The sequence below is a fragment of the Pararoseomonas sp. SCSIO 73927 genome, assembly GCF_037040815.1.
Lineage (GTDB): Bacteria > Pseudomonadota > Alphaproteobacteria > Acetobacterales > Acetobacteraceae > Roseomonas.
The window spans coordinates 118,200-134,197 of the sequence record NZ_CP146232.1; the positions used below are offsets into that span (position 1 = coordinate 118,200).

The window sequence follows — 15,998 nt, forward strand, 5'->3', positions numbered from 1 at the left end:
TCTCAGCCAATGTCCAGGACGCGCTCGACGTCCAGCATGATGAGCAGCCGCGTGCCCGCCTCCGCGCCGCCCACGGCGTGCTGGTGCACGCCCGCGCAGACCTCGCGCCACAGCGGGTCCAGCGTGGGCGGGTTCGGCGCCAGGCCGGCATCCGGCAGCGCGAGCACCTCCCCCACCGAATCCGCTTGCAGCGCGTAGAGCTCCCCGCCCCCTTCGACCACCACGCTCATCGGGAAGGGCGCGCCGGGCTCACGAGGCGGCAGGCCCAGGCGGCGGCGCAGGTCCACGGCCGTCACGATGCGGCCGCGCAGGTTCAGCCCGCCCGCCACCTCGGGCGGTGCCAACGGGATGGGCGTGATCGTCTGCGGCCCGAGGATGTCGCGCACCCCCAGCACCGGCACGCCGCAGAGCTGTCCCGCGACGGTGAGGGTGAGGACGGCCGTGTCCGTCGGGGCGTGCGCGGCGGTGCGGCGCGGGGGTACCGCGGGCGTTGCGATGGCGGCTTCCATATGAGGTCTCCCGTCTCAGATCTGCGCGCCGGCCAGGCAGCTGCGCAGCGCGTCCAGCAGCGCGTCGCGGTCGAACTTCGCCACGTGGTGGTCGAAGCCGGCCTCTCGGCTGCGGCGCACCGCCGCCTCGTCCGTGTGGGAGGTGAGCGCGACGAGCGGCGTCTCCTGCCAGGCCCCGCCGTCGCGCGCGGCGCGCGCCAGCCCCAGCCCGTCCATCTCCGGCATCTCGATGTCGGAGACAACGGCGTCGAAGCGCTCCCCGGCCTCGCGCAGCCTCAGCGCCTGCGCGCCGGTGCCGGCCGTCACCACCTCGAAGCCCGCGGCGCCGAGCGCCGGCACCAGCATGTTGCGGAAGAAGGCGCTGTCCTCCACCACCAGCAGCCGCGGGCGACGGGCATCGGCCGCGCGCTGCGGCCCGAACCAGTCCTCGCCCGCCTGGCGCAGCCACCAGGCGCAGTCGATCACCTCCGTCGCGCGCCCGGCGATTACGGCGGTGCCGAGATAGCCCGGCCGCTCCTGCCCGCTCTCGATCCGCAGCCCCTCCTCGACCACGTCGAGGATCTCGTCCACGGCCAGGCCCACGGCGCGGCCGCCGTCGTTGAACACCAGCACCGCCTGCCGCCCGCCCGCAGCCGGGGGCATCCACCCCTCACCCATCGGGATCAGCGGCATCAGCGCGCCGCGGTACTGCACCACCGGCTGGCCGTGCGACATCTCGATCCGCTCGGCCGGCAAATCCTCCAGCCGCGCCACCAGCCCCAGCGGCACGGCGCGCGGCCCGCCCGCCCCGGCCCGGAACAGCAGGAGCGACAGCCGCTCGGAAGAGGCGGCGCCCACCACCGCCGCCCCGCGCCGGTCCTCCTGCACGCCCTCCGCGCCCACGCCCGTCGCGCGGGCGATCCCGTTCTGGTCCAGGATCATGATCACGGACCCGTCGCCGAGGATCGTGTTCCCGCTGAACATCGTCACGTGGCGCAGGATCGGCGCCACCGGTTTCACCACGATCTCCTCCGTGTCGAAGACGCGGTCCACGATGATGCCGAACAGGTTCTGCCCGACCTGGGTCACCACGACGAAGCCGCCATCCTCGGCCCCTGCCTTCTCCTCCAGCCGCAGCAGGCGGGAGAGGGAGACGAGCGGCAGCAGCCGGTCCCGCAGGCGCAGCACCGGCGCGTCCTTGATGTGCGTCACGCCGTCGCCGGCGCGCACCAGCTCCACCACGCCGATCTGCGGGATGGCGAAGCGCTCGCCCCCCGCTTCGACAATGAGGGCGGAGACGATGGCGAGCGTCAGCGGGATCTTGATGAGGAAGGTGGTGCCCTTCCCCGCGCGCGATCGCAGGTCGATCGTGCCGCCGATCTTCTCGATATTCGTCTTCACCACGTCCATCCCGACGCCGCGGCCGGAGACGGAGGTGACGGCGGCGGCGGTGGAGAAGCCCGCGCGAAAGATGAAGCGCTGGATGTCGCGCTCCCCCATCGCCGCCAGCTCCTGCTCCGTCGCCAACCCCTGGGACAGCGCCTTGGCGCGGATCCTCTCCACCGCCAGGCCGCGGCCGTCGTCGCCCACCTCGATGATGATGTGCCCGCCCTCGTGATAGGCATCCAGCAGGATGCGCCCGGCCTCGGGCTTGCCCGCCTCGCGCCGCTCCGCCGGACCCTCCAGCCCGTGGTCGCCGGAGTTGCGGACCATGTGCGTCAGCGGGTCGCGGATCATCTCCAGCACCTGCCGGTCCAGCTCCGTCTCGGCGCCGCGCATCTCCAGCTCGATCCGCTTGCCGAGCTCGCGCGAGAGGTCGCGCACCAGCCGCGGCAGTCCCTTCCACGCGTTGCCGATCGGCTGCATCCGCGTCTTCATCACCCCCTCCTGCAGCTCGGAGGTGATGTGGGACAGGCGCTGCAGCGGCCCGCTCAGCGCCCCGTCGTTCCGCGCACGGGAGAGCTGGAGGAGCTGGTTCCGCGTCAGCACCAGCTCGCTGACGAGCGTCATCAGGCTCTCCAGCACGTCCACGTTCACGCGCAGCGTCTGCGCCACCGCCACGGCCTCGGTCGCCGCCCCGCCCTCGGGCGCGGAGGGGGCGGGCGCGGAAGGGAGAACCGGCGCCACGACGGCCGGGCTCGCCACGGGCAGGTCCGGTGCCGACGCGGCGGCACGCCGAGGCGCGGCGCGCCGGCGCTTCGGGGCCGGCGTCTCAGGGGCCACTTCCGGCACGGCCGCCACGACCTCTGCAGGCGTGCTCTCGGCGGCGAGGGGCAGCGGCACGGTTCCGACGGCCCTGGGCACGGCCGCGGCCTTCCTGCTCCGGCGCGCCGGCCGCTTGCCCCCGGGCGCCGGCATCGCGGCGGCCGGTGCCGCACTCCCTAAGGCCGCCTTCCCCGGGGCCGCGTCCTCCGGGGCCGCGTCCTCCGGAGCCGCAGCGCCGGTGAACACCGCGTCCAGCTCCGCGACGATGGCGGAGTCGTCGCCCGCGGGCTCGGCGCCGCTTGCCTCCAGCCCCGCCATGATCTCGCGCACCCGGTCCACCACGCGCAGGATCAGCGAGACCCCGCCCGAGGTGACGGTCAGCGAGCCGTCGCGGTAGCGGCCCAGCACATTCTCGCCGGCATGCGCCACCTTCTCCAGGCGGGAGAGGCCGAGGAAGCCGCAGGTGCCCTTGATGGTGTGGATCAGGCGGAAGATCTCGCCGATCGTCCGCGAATCCTCGGGGTGCCGTTCAAGGCGGAGAAGGGCGGCGTCCAGTCCTGCCAACCCCTCGCTCGTCTCGGTCAGGAAGTCGGCGATCAAGTCGTCCATCGGATCCCCGCAAGGCTCTCAGCGGGGATCAGGATCGGACCGGCGGGCGAAGATTCGGTAAAGCCCGCCGGGGAAAGCACTGGCAGTCGAAAGCGCGGGGCGCCGGGTCAGCCCCGCGCGGGCAGCAGGGTCAGCGGGGCGATCGCCGCGCCGCCATCCATGGCGAGGTGAAGCTCCATCCCTGCCGCCGAGGCAAGCTGCCGCAGCAGCGGCGCCAGCACGTCGCGCGGGCTGGAGAGAGCATCGCCCGCCAGCACCGCGATCAGCCCCGGCGGCCAGGCGGCGTTGCGCCCCTCCGGCCACACCGCCACCCCGCCTTCCTGCCCCGCCAGATGCACGGTGCCGCCGCGCGGCAGGGCCTCGCTGCCCAGCATCGCGGCGGCCAGCACGGCCTGGGAGAGCGGCGCGGGCAGGGCCGCTTCGGGAAGGCCGGAGAGGTCCGCCGCGGCCCGGCCGTTCGGCAGGGCGCCGTCCAGCAGCTCCGCCAGCCCATCGCGCCCCAGCGGGCCCGTGCCCGCCCCGGCCGCGGCCCGCCACAGGCGCAGGCGGCGCCGCATCGCCTCCGCACCCTCGCGCGCCACGGAGAGCGCCTCGTCCGGCGCCTGCTCCGCGAGGTCCAGCGCGCCGGAGAGGGCCCCGAGCGGGCCGCCGAGGTCGTGGCAGATGCGGGCGCACACGTCCTGCGCCAGCAAAAGGGGATCCATTCAGACGCTCCTGCCGGGGGTAGCCGCTTTTGCCACGCGCCTCATTGATGCCTAGTAAAGTCGCGTGGCAGGGAAAGCACCGCCGCGCCAGGTCGGTATGATGAAAGAATGATCGGGAATGCCGGATTCGATCTTCGAGCCAGGGCAGATCGTCCGCCACCCCGGGCGCCCGGATTGGGGGACGGGCCAGGTGCAGTCAGTCCAGGGCGATCGCGTCACGGTCAATTTCGAGCACGCGGGAAAGTTGCTGATCAACGCGGCCAATACAACCCTGGATATAGTGGACGAGGCCTGACCCGGCGAAATCGCCCGCCCGGCCCTTGCAGCATACCGGTTCCACCGCCCACATCCCGCCAGTAGTTCCAGGAGCACCCAGGCCCATGCTCGATCCGTTCGACCGGCGGATCTCCTATCTCCGCGTCTCGGTGACGGACCGCTGCGACCTTCGCTGCGTCTACTGCATGGCGGAGGACATGACCTTTCTCCCGAAGAAGGACCTCCTCACGCTTGAGGAGCTGGACCGGCTCTGCGGCGCCTTCATCGACCTCGGCGTGGACAAGATCCGCCTGACGGGCGGGGAGCCGCTGGTGCGCAAGGGCGTGCTGCAGCTCTTCCAGAACCTCGGCGGCCGGATCGGCCCCAGGGAGCAGGGCGGCGGGCTGAAGGAGCTGACCGTCACCACCAACGGCACCCAGCTGCCGAAGATGGCGGATGACCTCTACAGGGCCGGTGTCCGCCGCATCAACGTCTCGCTGGACACGCTGGACCCGACGCTCTTCGCCAACGTCACCCGCTGGGGGAAGCTGGATCAGACGCTGGACGGCGTCTTCGCCGCCAAGGCCGCGGGCCTGGCCGTGAAGATCAACGCCGTGGCGCTGAAGGGCGTGAACGAGCACGAGTACGACCGGATGATCGCCTGGTGCGGCGAGCACGGCTTCGACCTCACGCTCATCGAAACCATGCCGCTCGGCGACATCAGCGGGGACCGGACGGACCAGTACCTTCCCCTCTCCGAGGTGCGGCGCCGGATCGCGCAGCGCTGGACCCTGCTGCCCAGCAGCCACGTCACCGGCGGCCCCGCCCGCTACGAGACGGTGCAGGAAACGGGGCGGCGAATCGGCTTCATCACGCCGATGACCCACAACTTCTGCGAATCCTGCAACCGCGTGCGCCTGACCTGCACCGGCACCCTCTACATGTGCCTCGGCCAGGAGGACGCGGCGGACCTCCGCGCGCCGCTCCGCGATCCGTCCGTGGACGATGCGGGCTTGCGGGACGCCATCCTCTCGGCCATTGCGCGGAAGCCGAAGGGCCATGATTTCGTCATTGGGCGAGCGCAACGTCCCTCCGTCGGCCGCCATATGAGCGTGACGGGCGGCTGAGGCCTGCGCCGGGGCGATCCGCGTGGCCCGCATGATCCCCCGCATGATCTCGAGGTAGGCCCGTGCTGAATTACGAACTCGTCTCCAGGCTGGCGATCCCGGGGCTGCCCGAGTGGAGCGGCCTCGTCATCCTCCTGCTCGGCCTGCTCTTCGTCATCGCCTTCGTGATGATGCCGTTCAGCGTCTTTGGCCTGAAGTCCCGCCTGGACGCCATCGAGGCGCAGCTGGACGACGTGCAGCAGGAGATCCGCAGCCTCGCGCTCCGCCTGCCCGAGCCCGCCGCCCTCCGCCGCCGCGCGGCCGGGACCGAGGAGATCTACGAGGAGCCGGTCCTGCCGCCCCGCGCCGAGCCTGCCCTCCGAGAGGACCGGGCGCCGCGCATGACGCCCCCCATCCCCCCGCCCCCGACCTGGCCCGAGGACAATCGCGGCCCCTCCCGGCGCACCGAGCCCCGGCTGGGCGGGCCGCGGCGCTAGCCGACCGCCCCTAGGCCGCGGCCCGGGCTGACGAGCCAGCGCCCTGTCGAAGCGCCGCCCGCCCTGGCCTATCCTCTGCCCATGCCGCCCCGCCGCCCCGCCGCCGACCAGGACCTTTTCGGCGCCCCAGAGCCCCCGCCCCAGCCCGCGCAGGGTGCGCCCGCAGGCCCCCGCCCCCTCGCGGATCGCCTGCGCCCCCGCACCCTGTCCGAGGTGGTGGGCCAGGACCACCTGCTCGGCCCGGCAGGCGCGCTGCGCCGGATGCTGGACCGGGGCGCGCTCGCCTCCCTGATCCTTTGGGGCCCGCCAGGGGTGGGAAAAACCACCATCGCCCGGCTGCTGGCCGAGGAGGCGGGGCTACGCTTCACCGCCCTCTCGGCCGTCTTCTCCGGCGTGGCGGACCTCAAGCGCGCCTTCGACGAATCGCGGCTGCGCCGACAGAACGGGGCGGGCACCCTCCTCTTCGTGGACGAGATCCACCGCTTCAACCGCGCCCAGCAGGACGGCTTCCTGCCCGTGGTCGAGGACGGCACCGTGGTCCTCGTCGGCGCCACGACGGAGAACCCCTCCTTCGCCCTCAACGGCGCCCTTCTCTCCCGCTGCCAGGTTATGGTGCTCAAGCGGCTGGACGACGCCGCGCTGGACCTCCTGCTCGCCCGCGCGGAGGCCGAGGCCGGCCACCCCCTGCCCCTGGACGAACCGGCCCGCGCCACGCTCCGCGCCATGGCGGATGGCGACGGCCGCTACCTGCTGAACCTGGCGGAGCAGCTGCAATCCCTGCCCGCGGGAACCCCCCCCCTGGACGTGGCCGGCCTCTCCTCGCTGCTGGCGAAGCGCGCCGCCCTCTACGACAAGGACCGGGAGGAGCACTACAACCTCATCTCCGCCCTTCATAAGTCGCTCCGCGGCTCGGACCCGGACGCCGCGCTCTACTGGTTCGCCCGCATGATCAAGGGCGGCGAGGACCCGCGCTACGTCGCCCGCCGCCTCGCCCGCTTCGCCTCCGAGGATGTCGGCGCCGCCGATCCCGCCTCCCTCACCCTCGCCCTGGCGGCCTGGGAATCCTACGAGCGCCTGGGCAGCCCGGAGGGGGAGCTGGCGCTGGCGCAGCTCGTCCTCCACCTCGCCGCCGCGCCGAAGTCCAACGCCGTCTACACGGCCTGGAAGGCCGCGCAGATGCTGGCGACGGAGACGGGCAGCCTCATGCCGCCCGCCAACATCCTCAACGCGCCGACGAAGCTGATGAAGTCCCTCGGCTACGGCCGGGACTACGCCTACGACCACGACACGGAGGAGGGCTTCTCCGGCGCCAACTACTTCCCGGAGGGGATGGAGCGCACCCGCCTCTATCGCCCGACGGAGCGCGGCGCGGAGGCTCGGGTGGCGCGCCACCTGGAGCGGCTGGAGGCGCTGCGGGAGGAGATCCGGGCGGAGAAGCCGTGACCGGACTTACGACGACGCGCCCTCCCCCTCTGCGATGAAGCGCAGCACCCCGGCCATCCGCGTGACGCCGCCATTGTCGGAAGGGTGGCGCACGCCGTCCAGCACCGGCACCTCCTCCAGGTCGAAGGGGCTCATCCCCTCCAGGCAGGCCAGGTTCACACCGAACTGGCCGGGGGTGGAGCGGCGCTGGTGGTGCGTGTAGATGCCGCAGCGCGTGCAGAAATGGTGCTTTGCCGTGCCGGTGTTGAAGCTGTAGGTGCCCAGCGCCTCCTCCCCCGAGAGGACCCGCACCCCATCCGGAGCCGCCGAGACCACCACCGCGCCCCGCATCCGGCAGATCGAGCAGTTGCAGCGCCGGGCGGTGTCGAGACCCTTCGCGAGGGTCACCTCGAAGCGCACCGCGCCGCAGTGGCAGGCGCCGTTCATCCGCCGGAGCGTCTCGCTCATCGTCATCTCCTCATCGCCACTCGGGAACAAGCATCTGGGGGACAACCACCTCGTGGTCCGGCCCGTTCCAAAGGAAACCGGGATGGAGGAGAGCAGCATGAGCGATAGGCCGCCGGAAGGCCCCAAGGCCGATTACGGCCCGGACGAGGCCAACCCCGCCCCCATCCCCCGCCCGCCCTCGAAAGAGGAGCTGGACCGGATCAGCGAGGACCAGTCCCTCATCACCGACGAGTGGTCGGGCGAGCCGGAGCAGGAGGGCGGGAAGGCCTGATCCCCTACGGCGCGGGGTTCTACGGCACGGGGTGCGTGTCGCCGGCCTGCTGCGGCGGCAGCTTGATCGCGATGGCGCGGAACCGCCCCGTGCTGGCGCGCGATCCCGCGTGGTGCGTGCCGCGCGGGATCACGATGAAGTCGCCGGGCCGCACCTGCACCTCCCGGTCGCCGAGCCAGAAGCTGCCGGTGCCGTCCAGGATGTACTGGATCTCGTCCGCGTTCGCGTGGAAGTGCTTCAGCACGTTGCCGCTCTGCACAGCCACCGTGCCCTCCGGCGCGGAGACGAGGAGGCGCGAGCGGAGGTCGGTGTTGTTGATCAGCGGCCCGATCTCGTCCTCGGTCAGCGCCAGCAGGTTGACGATGCGCGGCGACATGGCGGTGGCCGCCGGCTGCGCCTCCGCATGGGGCAGCACGCGGTCGGCATGGAGGCCGGCGGCGAAGGCGAGCGCGAGGCCGCCGAGGATCATGGGCAGGCGCATGGATGTTCCCCCGGATCGTTCCGCGGGGATCATCCGCCCACCTCTCCGGGGGCGCAACAGGAGGTGCAACGGGGGGGGGGGGCCCAACGCGGCGGCTCAGCGGCGGATGCGGCGCCAGAGCCAGCCGAGGAGCAGCACGGGCCAGATCACGCCCGTGGCCAGCATGAAGGGGCCGGTCAGCAGCATGAGCCAGCCCATCACGCCGGTGGTGTAGAGAAGTTCCCCCAGGTCGCCGAACCGGCTGGGGCAAGGGGTCGGGAAGCCCTCATGCACGCGGCAGCCCAGCGCATTGGCCACAACGGAGGTGAAGAGCACGGAGAGGAGGGGCGCCCAGGAGAGCAGCGTCACCACGCCGAGGATGACGAGGCCGACCCGCCCCAGCCGGTGGGGGCGGCCCGGCCCGATTCCCGGAGGCAGCCCGATCGGCGCTCCAGGGGGCACTCCAGAAGGCGGTCCCGGGGGCGATCCCGGGGGCGCCCCCTGACTCACGCTACTTCGCGGCGGCCTTCACGCCGTCCTGGATCAGCTCGGCGGCCTTCTCGGCGCTGCCCCAGCCCGTGATCTTCACCCACTTGCCCGGCTCCAGGTCCTTGTAGCGGGAGAAGAAGTGCTCGATCTGCTGCCGGGTGATGTTGGGCAGGTCGTCGCAGGACTTGATGTCGGAGAAGTAGGGGTGGAGCTTGTCGTGCGGCACGCAGACGATCTTCTCGTCCTGCCCCGCCTCATCCTCCATCAGCAGCACGCCGATCGGGCGGCAGCGGATCACGCAGCCCGGCACCACGGCGGCGGGGATCAGCACCAGCGCGTCGGTCGGGTCGCCGTCGTCGGCGATGGTGCCGGGGATGAAGCCGTAGGCGGCCGGGTAGGCCATCGGGGTGAAGAGGAAGCGGTCCACCACCACCGCCCCCGTGTCCTTGTCCAGCTCGTACTTCACCGAGGAGCCCTCGGGAATCTCGATCACCACGTTGATGTCGTGCGGCGGAGCCTTGCCGGTCGGGATGCGGCTGGGGTTCATGCGGCGATCCTGGGTCTTCGGTTAGCGCATCGGCGCGGAATGCGACGAAATGTCCCCGCGCCTTAGCAGTGCCCGCTTTCTCCCGCAATTCACGCGCTGGACGGGGCGCGCCGGTGCCCCCAGCATGCCGGGAATCACCCGATGGGAGGGAAAGCCTTGACCGCACCTGTCCTTCGCCGCGCCCTGATGGCGGCCGCCTCGCTCGCTGCCGCCGCCATGCCCGGCGCCCGGCACGCCGCGGCCCAAGGGGCGGGCCAGGGAGTCGCACCAGGGGCGGCACCTGCAGCCGCGCCTGCCCCGCCGCCCACCGCGGCGGAGCCGCTGATCGTCCGCAAGCAGGTCTTCGAGGCCGGGGAGTACCGCACCCGCAGCGGCGGCACCGTGCCGAACGCCCGCATCGGCTACCAGACCGCCGGCACGCTGAACGCGGCGGGCGACAACGCCGTGCTCATCACGCACTTCTTCTCCGCCAACAGCCACGCCTTCGGGCGCTATGCCGCAGGCGGCCCCGCGGGCTACTGGGACGACATCGTCGGCCCGGGCAAGGCGATCGACACCAACCGGTTCTTCGTCGTCTCCTCCGACACGCTCGTGAACCTGAACCTCAACGACGTCACCCCCACGAACCCCGGCACCACCAGCACCGGCCCGGCCACCATCGACCCCCGCACCGGGCGGCCCTTCGGGATGAACTTCCCGGTGGTCTCCATGCGGGACTTCATCGAGGTGCAGAAGCTGCTGCTGGACAGCCTCGGCGTGAAGCGGCTCGCCCTCGTCGCCGGCCCCTCCATGGGATCGCTCCAGGCCATCGAATGGGCCCTCGCCTACCCGGAGATGGTGGAGCGCGTGATGCCCACCGTCTGCACGGGGGAATTCGACGCGTTCCTCATGGGCTGGATGGAGCTCTGGGAGGTCCCCATCCGCACGGACCCCAACTGGCGGGGCGGCGACTATTACGGCCAGGGCCGGGAACTGCCGACGCGCGGCCTGGCGGAGGCGCTGAAGATCGTGACCCTCCAGGCGCGGGACCGCGGTTCGCTCACCCAGTTCGGCCGCAGGCCGGTGGAGGGCCAGGACCCGGCCCGCCGGATGTTAGACAGCTTCGCGGTGGAGAAGTTCCTGGACGACGCCGCCATCGCCCGCGCGCGGACGGCGGACGCCAACGCCTTCCTCTACCTCACCCGCGCCAACCAGCTCTTCCTGAACGAGGTCCCGGACACCGCCGCCGCCCTGGCGCGCAGCCGGGCGAGCTGGCTGGTGATGCCGGCCGTGGGCGACCGCATCTTCCCCGTGACCTACGGGCGCGACCTGGCGGAGGCGGTCCGCAAGGCCGGCCGCCCCGTGACCCTGGTGGAGCTGCAGGGCGGGCTGGGCCACCTGGAGGGCGTGGCGGGAATGGCGCAGGCCGAGGGCGCGATCCGCACCTTCCTCGGGACCTGACGCTGCATTAAGGAGCGCCCTGGATGGGCCGGTAGCTCAACGGTTAGAGCTGGCCGCTCATAACGGCTTGGTTGCGGGTTCGATTCCTGCCCGGCCCATCCGGTTCCTCACCGCCCCAGCAGCCCCCGCAGCAGGTCCTGCACCTGCGGCGCGCGTTCCCGTTGCAACGGGGCCGGCGCGGCGGGCGGAGCCCCCACGGCCGGGGCCGCGCCCCGCGCCACCGCGAGCTGCCCGGCGCAGTCCGGCGCTGGCGGCGCGGCGTTGCGGCCGCCCAGCAGCCCCTCCACCAGCGCGCCGACGGCGGCCGTCCCCTCGTCGCCGGAGCGCTGCGCCAGGCCGCCCAGCACGCCCATCGCCGCCGCCGTCGCGGCGTTCGGGTCCACGGAGAAGCGCGGGTTCCCGAAGCGGCCGGTGATGCCGAGCGGGGTGGTGAGGGAGACGTCGCCCACCCGCACCACCGGGCGCAGGCGGAAGGCCAGGGTCTCGTCGCCCAGATTGGCGGCGCCGGCGCCGGCCACGTTGGCCACGCCCGTCTGCACCAGCAGGGCGCGGGACTGGGCCACGCCCCTCTCTAGGTCGAAGCGCAGCGCGAGGCAGCGGATTTCCGCCGCGCCGCCCACCGCGCCCTCCGGCAGGACGCCGCGCAGGGCCTGGGTGGCGCCGGAGAGCAGCCGCGGCTCGATCCGCCCACCCGTCATCGCCAGGCCGAGATGGCCGGCGAGGCTTCCCGCGATCGCTCGCGTCCCCGCCCCCTCCCCGCGCAGGGAGAGGTCCAGCGCGCCCCGCCCGGCCACGGGAGAGGCGACGCCGAAGGCGCCGAGCAGAGCGGAGAGGTCCACCCCGCCCTCCCCGCTGCGGAGGTCGAGGGCGAGCCGCGGCGCGGCACCGCCGGCTTCGGCCGTGAGCGCGCCGTTCACGGGGCCGCCGGGGGTGGCGGCCGCGAAGCGCTCCACCTTCAGCGCCTTGCCGTCCAGCACGGCGCGCAGGGAGACGTCCCGCCAGTCCGCCCCCCGCAGGCGCAGGGCCGCGACGCCGCCCTCGGCGTCAAGCGCGAGGGGCGCGTCCCGGATGGCGGCCAGGTCCACCGGCCGGTCGGGAATGACCCGCGTGTCCGGCCGGCCGGGCGCCGCGGCGGAGGGGGCGGGAGCGGGCGCGCCAGGGGCCGGGGCGGCCGGCGCCGGGGCAGCAGGGGTGGGCGCGGGGGGCGGCGCCGCGTTGAGCGCGTCGACATCGAGGCGCTCCAGGGAAGCGCGCAGCACCAGGCGCGGCAGCGGGTCGGCCCGGCGCCAAGCGAGCGAGCCTCGCCCGGCCGCCTCCCGCGCCGTGAGAACAAGGTCCGGCGCGTCCGCCCCCTCGGGGGAGAGGTGCAGGCGGAGGCTGGCGCCCATCTCGTGCAGCGGGGGAAGGTTCGGGGTGCCGGCGCGGGCGCCGAGGGCGCGCAGGTCCTCAGCGCGGAGGGAAACGGACCATACCGTGCCCGCAACCTGCCGCCCCGGCGCCAGTGCTCCCTCCGCGGAGGCGGCCAGCCCCTCGGCCTCGAGCCGCACGGCGAGCGGCAGGGCGCCCTCCCCGCGCGCGGCGGCGAGGCTGGGGCCGGTGGCGCTCACCGTCACCGGCAGCTCGCCCAGGCGCAGCGTGCCGGCGAGGGTGATCGGCACGTCCGGGGCGCCCGCATCGAGCTGGACGGGGCCGAGGGCGAGGGCGCGGCCACCGGCCGCCACCTGCGCCTCCGCCACCGAGGCGTGAAGGCGGGAGAGACCCCGCGCGCCGTCCGCCTCCGCGACGAGGGAGAGGTTGCGCGCCTCCGGCAGGGCCGTCCCCGGCAGAAGGGGCGCGAACCGGGCGGCGCTGTCCGCCGTGGCGGCCAGCCGGGCGCGCCAGCCGGCGGCCTGGAAGGGCAGGTTCAGAGCGCCGTTCGCCTCCGCGTTCATCCCGGGCACGGAGAGGCCGAGGCGGAAGGGCCATTCCCCCGGCCGGTCGGCCAAGAGGGCGGCGAGCGGGCCGGTCCCGCCGCTGATCGTGGCGGTCAGCCCGCGCGCGACCGCCTGGCCCTCCGCGAGGATCGCCTGGTCGGAGGCGCGGAGGACAAGGCGGGGAAGCTCCACCACCTCCTCGCGCCCAGGGGACCGCCAGGTGACGCGGCCGCGCTCGATCGCCACCGCGTCCACAGCAATGCCGAAAGGCCGGGACGGCTCGGCGGGAATCGGGTTCGCGGGGGCGGGCGCGTCCGGGCGGGGGCGGGCGAACTGCCAGTTGCCGCGGCCCTCGGCATCCACCTCCAGCAGCAGGTCGGGCTCCACCAGGGCGATCCGGCGAATCTTCACCTCCCGCGAGAGGAGCGGAATGAGGGCGACCTCGGCCTCGATCCGGCGGGCGCGCAACATCTCCGGGCGGGAGCCGCCGGGGGCATTAGCGAGGACCGGGCCCTCCAGCGCGATCGTCGGCACCAGCGCCGGGCGCAGGGTGACGGGGCCGGCCAGCGTCAGCCGGCGGCCGGTCGCGGCCTCCACCGCCGCCTCCAGCCGGGGGCGAACGGCGTCGGACCGGACCACGGCCCAGAGGGCGGCGTAGCCGGCGAGCGGGAGGCCCACCACAACGATCCCGAGGCCGATGAGCCCCCGGCGCAGGCGGCGCCGGGGGCGCGCGGATTCGCTCATGCGGGGCCTTCCAGGTCTGGCTCTGGCGAAGTGGTCAGCGCGCCCGGCGCCTTGGGTGGCTCAGCGCGCACGGCGCGCGGGCGGGGTGCGCGGCCGGTCGAAGCCGAGGAACTCGAAGCTCTCGTTCATATGCGGCGGCAGCGGGGCGGAGACGGAAAGGGTCCCGCCCTCCGGGTGCGGCAGCTCGATGGAGCGGGCGTGGAGGTGGAGGAGGTCCGACATCCCCTCCAGGTGCGCGGCCGCGCCGCCGTACTTGCCGTCGCCGAGGATGGGGGTCTTCAGCGCGGCGGCAGCGTGGACGCGGAGCTGGTGGGTGCGGCCGGTCAGCGGATACATCTCCAGCCAGGAGACGTGCTTGCGGGCATTGTCCACCACCTGGAAGTCCGTGATGGCGTGCGCGCCGTCATCCCCCTCCTCGGCGGGGGCGACGCGCTCCCCGCGCGGGCCGCCTCCCTTCGCCAGCGCCATGTTGATGCGCCCGGCCAGCGGGTGCGGGCGGCCGACCACGAGGGCCCAGTAGGTCTTCTTCGCGTCCCGCCCCCGGAAGGCCGAGGCGAGCTTCGACGCCGCGCCGGCGCTGCGGGCGAGGAGGAGGACGCCGGAGGTGTCCCGGTCCAGCCGGTGGACCAGGCGCGGCCGGTCCTCCGCGCCGAAGCGCAGCGCGTCCAGCATCCCGTCCAGATGGCGCGCGATGTTCGGCCCGCCCTGCACGGGCAGGCCGTGCGGCTTGTCCAGCGCGATCACGGAATCGTCGCGGTAGATCACCATCCGCTCCAGCATCGCCGCGTCCCGCTCCGAAACGGCGGGTCGGTCCGGCGGGGGCGGCGGGGCCTCCGGCATCGGGGGCACGCGGATCTGCTGGCCGGCGAGAAGGCGGGTGCCCGTCTCCGCCCGCTTGCCGTCCACCTTGATCTGGCCGGTGCGCAGCATCTTCTGCAGCGCGCCCTGGGTGAGCTGGGGGTGGTGGCGGCGGAACCAGCGGTCGAGGCGGAGATCCGCCTCGTCCGCGGCGACGGTGGCGAGGATGGCTGGCATGATGCCGTGCAGGTAGCGACGGCGGCTCCCCGCGTCGAGTAAGGAACGGCGTCTTTCGGCCCGGCCCTACGCCGAGAGGGTGAACCCGACCGAGATCCGGGGCCGGATCCCCGAGTAGCGCCGCGCGCCGTGGACCAGCCAGGAGGGGAAGACCAGCATCGTGCCCGTCCGCGGCGCCTCGTAATCCGTCAGCCCCGCGCTGAGGCAGCCGGGAATGGCCATGCGGAGCTGCGGGGCGGAGAAGCCGGGCAGGATGCCGCGCGGATCGTGCATCTCGAACTCGCCGCCGGGTCCCGCCCCCTTCCCGGCCGGCGCCTCGTCCCCGGCATCCACCCAGTACACGCCGGACCAGAAGGCGCCGGGGTGATAAGCGGGCTGGCCCGCGTGGTCCGCCCCGCTCACGCTGGCCCAGGCGTTGCTACGCCAGTTCAGCACGCCTTCCAGAGCCGCGCCGTCCGGCGTGCGGAGGGCGGTGAACCCGTTCGCCAGCCGCGTCGCGGCCTCCAGCAGCGCGGCACCGGCGGGGCCGGACCAGGAGGCGAAGTCGTCCGCGGATCGCCAGCCATCCTCGCCCGCGCCGCGCTCCCGCGCGGCGCGGGCGAGGATGGCGGGGCGCAACCTCTCGTTCAGCGCCGCCGCGTCGTTCACCGGGGCCACCAGCAGGGGCGTCGGGAAGACATTGCGCTGGCGGAAGCCCGCGGCGCTGAAGGTGAGCGGCTCGAGCGAGGAGAGGTCGGCCTGCGGTCCGTGGTCCATGTGCTGCATCCTGCGGCGGGTGCGGCAGGATGACTCCCGAAGGCTTTTGATAGGGTTAAGGGGTTGCGCGCCGCGGCCGCGGGGCTTCAATCGCGCGCGAAACGGATGAAGACCCAGCGATGACCGTGAAAGCCACCGCCCCCGCGCACCCGGACGACCTGGCAGGGGTGCGGGACTGGTTCCGCACCCTGTCCGAGCACGTGCGGGCCGTGGATTTCGTGCCGGCCCGCGCCCTCTTCGCCGAGGACTTCATCGCCTTCGGCACCTTCAGCGATTTCCTAGTCGGCCGCGACAACACGGAAGCGAACCAGTGGCGCAAGGTGTGGCCGACCATCGACGGCTTCACCTACCGGCTGGAGAACGTGCAGGCGATCGTCTCCCCGGACCGGCTGCACGCCACAGGCATGGCGGTGTGGGATTCCACCGGCACCCGGGAGGACGGCACGCCCTTCGAGCGGCCCGGCCGCACCACCGTCTCCCTGGCGCGGGAGAGGGTGGGCGATCCCTGGGTGGCGACGCACACGCACATGTCCCTGTTCCGCGGCACCCCGGATGTCAGCCACGGAAAGAAGGCGCCCAGGAGCTGAAG

Annotated in this window: 17 protein-coding genes and 1 tRNA gene; 8 read left to right on the top strand and 10 right to left on the bottom strand. The window is 73.4% G+C overall.

The features are described from left to right. Positions 1-2 precede the first annotated feature (2 nt). From VQH23_RS00675 to VQH23_RS00685, 3 genes are all read right to left on the bottom strand, one after another. Complete coding sequence (locus VQH23_RS00675) at positions 3-509, bottom strand: chemotaxis protein CheW (RefSeq protein ID WP_338663686.1); 507 nt, start codon at positions 507-509, stop codon at positions 3-5. 15 nt (positions 510-524) lie between these two features. Continuing rightward, a complete protein-coding gene (locus tag VQH23_RS00680; RefSeq protein WP_338663687.1) occupies positions 525-3,302 on the bottom strand; it encodes a chemotaxis protein CheW in 2,778 nt (925 codons plus the stop codon). Between the two features lie 107 nt (positions 3,303-3,409). Continuing rightward, positions 3,410-4,006 carry a histidine phosphotransferase family protein gene (locus VQH23_RS00685; RefSeq protein ID WP_338663688.1) on the bottom strand — a complete coding sequence of 199 codons (597 nt, stop codon included), beginning with the start codon at positions 4,004-4,006 and terminating at the stop codon, positions 3,410-3,412. Positions 4,007-4,124: 118 nt separating this feature from the next. Here VQH23_RS00685 and VQH23_RS00690 point away from each other — a divergent pair, with 118 nt between their 5' ends. The 4 genes from VQH23_RS00690 (at position 4,125) to VQH23_RS00705 (ending at position 7,307) form a co-directional block, all read left to right on the top strand. Continuing rightward, positions 4,125-4,301, top strand: coding sequence for a DUF3553 domain-containing protein (locus VQH23_RS00690; RefSeq protein ID WP_338663689.1), 177 nt, complete (start codon positions 4,125-4,127; stop codon positions 4,299-4,301). An 85-nt stretch (positions 4,302-4,386) separates the two neighbouring features. Further along, the gene (moaA, locus tag VQH23_RS00695) at positions 4,387-5,388 is read left to right on the top strand and encodes a GTP 3',8-cyclase MoaA (protein ID WP_338663690.1); all 1,002 of its coding nucleotides are present in this window, start codon (positions 4,387-4,389) and stop codon (positions 5,386-5,388) included. Between the two features lie 62 nt (positions 5,389-5,450). Continuing rightward, positions 5,451-5,864: a hypothetical protein gene (locus tag VQH23_RS00700; protein ID WP_338663691.1), complete on the top strand. Its 414-nt coding sequence runs from the start codon at positions 5,451-5,453 to the stop codon at positions 5,862-5,864. Between the two features lie 81 nt (positions 5,865-5,945). Continuing rightward, on the top strand, positions 5,946-7,307 hold the full coding sequence (locus VQH23_RS00705; protein ID WP_338663692.1) for a replication-associated recombination protein A: 1,362 nt from the start codon (positions 5,946-5,948) through the stop codon (positions 7,305-7,307). A 6-nt stretch (positions 7,308-7,313) separates the two neighbouring features. Here the strand turns inward: VQH23_RS00705 and VQH23_RS00710 are convergent, their stop codons facing one another. Further along, entirely contained in the window at positions 7,314-7,754 is a 441-nt protein-coding gene (locus tag VQH23_RS00710; protein ID WP_338663693.1) for a GFA family protein, read from the bottom strand. A 97-nt stretch (positions 7,755-7,851) separates the two neighbouring features. Here VQH23_RS00710 and VQH23_RS00715 point away from each other — a divergent pair, with 97 nt between their 5' ends. Next, on the top strand, positions 7,852-8,025 hold the full coding sequence (locus tag VQH23_RS00715; RefSeq protein ID WP_338663694.1) for a hypothetical protein: 174 nt from the start codon (positions 7,852-7,854) through the stop codon (positions 8,023-8,025). Between the two features lie 19 nt (positions 8,026-8,044). Here VQH23_RS00715 and VQH23_RS00720 read toward each other — a convergent pair whose 3' ends face one another. The 3 genes from VQH23_RS00720 to ppa all read right to left on the bottom strand — a co-directional run bounded on the left by VQH23_RS00720 (position 8,045) and on the right by ppa (position 9,521). Continuing rightward, positions 8,045-8,506 carry a cupin domain-containing protein gene (locus VQH23_RS00720; protein ID WP_338663695.1) on the bottom strand — a complete coding sequence of 154 codons (462 nt, stop codon included), beginning with the start codon at positions 8,504-8,506 and terminating at the stop codon, positions 8,045-8,047. A 96-nt stretch (positions 8,507-8,602) separates the two neighbouring features. Continuing rightward, entirely contained in the window at positions 8,603-8,947 is a 345-nt protein-coding gene (locus tag VQH23_RS00725; RefSeq protein WP_338663696.1) for a hypothetical protein, read from the bottom strand. A 49-nt stretch (positions 8,948-8,996) separates the two neighbouring features. Continuing rightward, positions 8,997-9,521, bottom strand: a complete 525-nt coding sequence (gene ppa, locus VQH23_RS00730) for an inorganic diphosphatase (RefSeq protein ID WP_338663697.1) — start codon at positions 9,519-9,521, stop codon at positions 8,997-8,999. A 156-nt stretch (positions 9,522-9,677) separates the two neighbouring features. Between ppa and VQH23_RS00735 the strand changes: the two genes are divergently transcribed. Further along, positions 9,678-10,961, top strand: coding sequence for a homoserine O-acetyltransferase (locus VQH23_RS00735; RefSeq protein WP_338663698.1), 1,284 nt, complete (start codon positions 9,678-9,680; stop codon positions 10,959-10,961). A 25-nt stretch (positions 10,962-10,986) separates the two neighbouring features. Next, positions 10,987-11,059: transfer RNA gene (locus VQH23_RS00740), tRNA-Ile, on the top strand. Positions 11,060-11,068: 9 nt separating this feature from the next. On the opposite strand, the gene VQH23_RS00745 is transcribed toward VQH23_RS00740, so the two are convergent. The 3 genes from VQH23_RS00745 to VQH23_RS00755 all read right to left on the bottom strand — a co-directional run bounded on the left by VQH23_RS00745 (position 11,069) and on the right by VQH23_RS00755 (position 15,409). After that, positions 11,069-13,618, bottom strand: coding sequence for an AsmA family protein (locus tag VQH23_RS00745; RefSeq protein WP_338663699.1), 2,550 nt, complete (start codon positions 13,616-13,618; stop codon positions 11,069-11,071). Positions 13,619-13,678: 60 nt separating this feature from the next. Next, the gene (locus VQH23_RS00750; RefSeq protein WP_338663700.1) at positions 13,679-14,653 is read right to left on the bottom strand and encodes an RluA family pseudouridine synthase; all 975 of its coding nucleotides are present in this window, start codon (positions 14,651-14,653) and stop codon (positions 13,679-13,681) included. Positions 14,654-14,719: 66 nt separating this feature from the next. Further along, complete coding sequence (locus VQH23_RS00755; protein ID WP_338663701.1) at positions 14,720-15,409, bottom strand: putative 2OG-Fe(II) oxygenase; 690 nt, start codon at positions 15,407-15,409, stop codon at positions 14,720-14,722. A gap of 119 nt (positions 15,410-15,528) precedes the next feature. On the opposite strand from VQH23_RS00755, the gene VQH23_RS00760 reads away from it, so the two are divergent. Next, entirely contained in the window at positions 15,529-15,996 is a 468-nt protein-coding gene (locus tag VQH23_RS00760) for a DUF4440 domain-containing protein (RefSeq protein ID WP_338663702.1), read from the top strand. The last annotated feature ends 2 nt before the right edge of the window (positions 15,997-15,998 follow it).

Bases quoted from the DNA above. Each gene is read 5' to 3' on its own strand.
- VQH23_RS00675 (WP_338663686.1), bottom strand. From the start codon at position 509: ATGGAAGCCGCCATCGCAACGCCCGCGGTACCCCCGCGCCGCACCGCC.
- VQH23_RS00680 (WP_338663687.1), bottom strand. From the start codon at position 3,302: ATGGACGACTTGATCGCCGACTTCCTGACCGAGACGAGCGAGGGGTTG.
- VQH23_RS00685 (WP_338663688.1), bottom strand. From the start codon at position 4,006: ATGGATCCCCTTTTGCTGGCGCAGGACGTGTGCGCCCGCATCTGCCAC.
- VQH23_RS00690 (WP_338663689.1), top strand. From the start codon at position 4,125: ATGCCGGATTCGATCTTCGAGCCAGGGCAGATCGTCCGCCACCCCGGG.
- moaA (WP_338663690.1), top strand. From the start codon at position 4,387: ATGCTCGATCCGTTCGACCGGCGGATCTCCTATCTCCGCGTCTCGGTG.
- VQH23_RS00705 (WP_338663692.1), top strand. From the start codon at position 5,946: ATGCCGCCCCGCCGCCCCGCCGCCGACCAGGACCTTTTCGGCGCCCCA.
- VQH23_RS00710 (WP_338663693.1), bottom strand. From the start codon at position 7,754: ATGAGCGAGACGCTCCGGCGGATGAACGGCGCCTGCCACTGCGGCGCG.
- VQH23_RS00715 (WP_338663694.1), top strand. From the start codon at position 7,852: ATGAGCGATAGGCCGCCGGAAGGCCCCAAGGCCGATTACGGCCCGGAC.
- VQH23_RS00720 (WP_338663695.1), bottom strand. From the start codon at position 8,506: ATGCGCCTGCCCATGATCCTCGGCGGCCTCGCGCTCGCCTTCGCCGCC.
- ppa (WP_338663697.1), bottom strand. From the start codon at position 9,521: ATGAACCCCAGCCGCATCCCGACCGGCAAGGCTCCGCCGCACGACATC.
- VQH23_RS00745 (WP_338663699.1), bottom strand. From the start codon at position 13,618: ATGAGCGAATCCGCGCGCCCCCGGCGCCGCCTGCGCCGGGGGCTCATC.
- VQH23_RS00750 (WP_338663700.1), bottom strand. From the start codon at position 14,653: ATGCCAGCCATCCTCGCCACCGTCGCCGCGGACGAGGCGGATCTCCGC.
- VQH23_RS00755 (WP_338663701.1), bottom strand. From the start codon at position 15,409: ATGGACCACGGACCGCAGGCCGACCTCTCCTCGCTCGAGCCGCTCACC.
- VQH23_RS00760 (WP_338663702.1), top strand. From the start codon at position 15,529: ATGACCGTGAAAGCCACCGCCCCCGCGCACCCGGACGACCTGGCAGGG.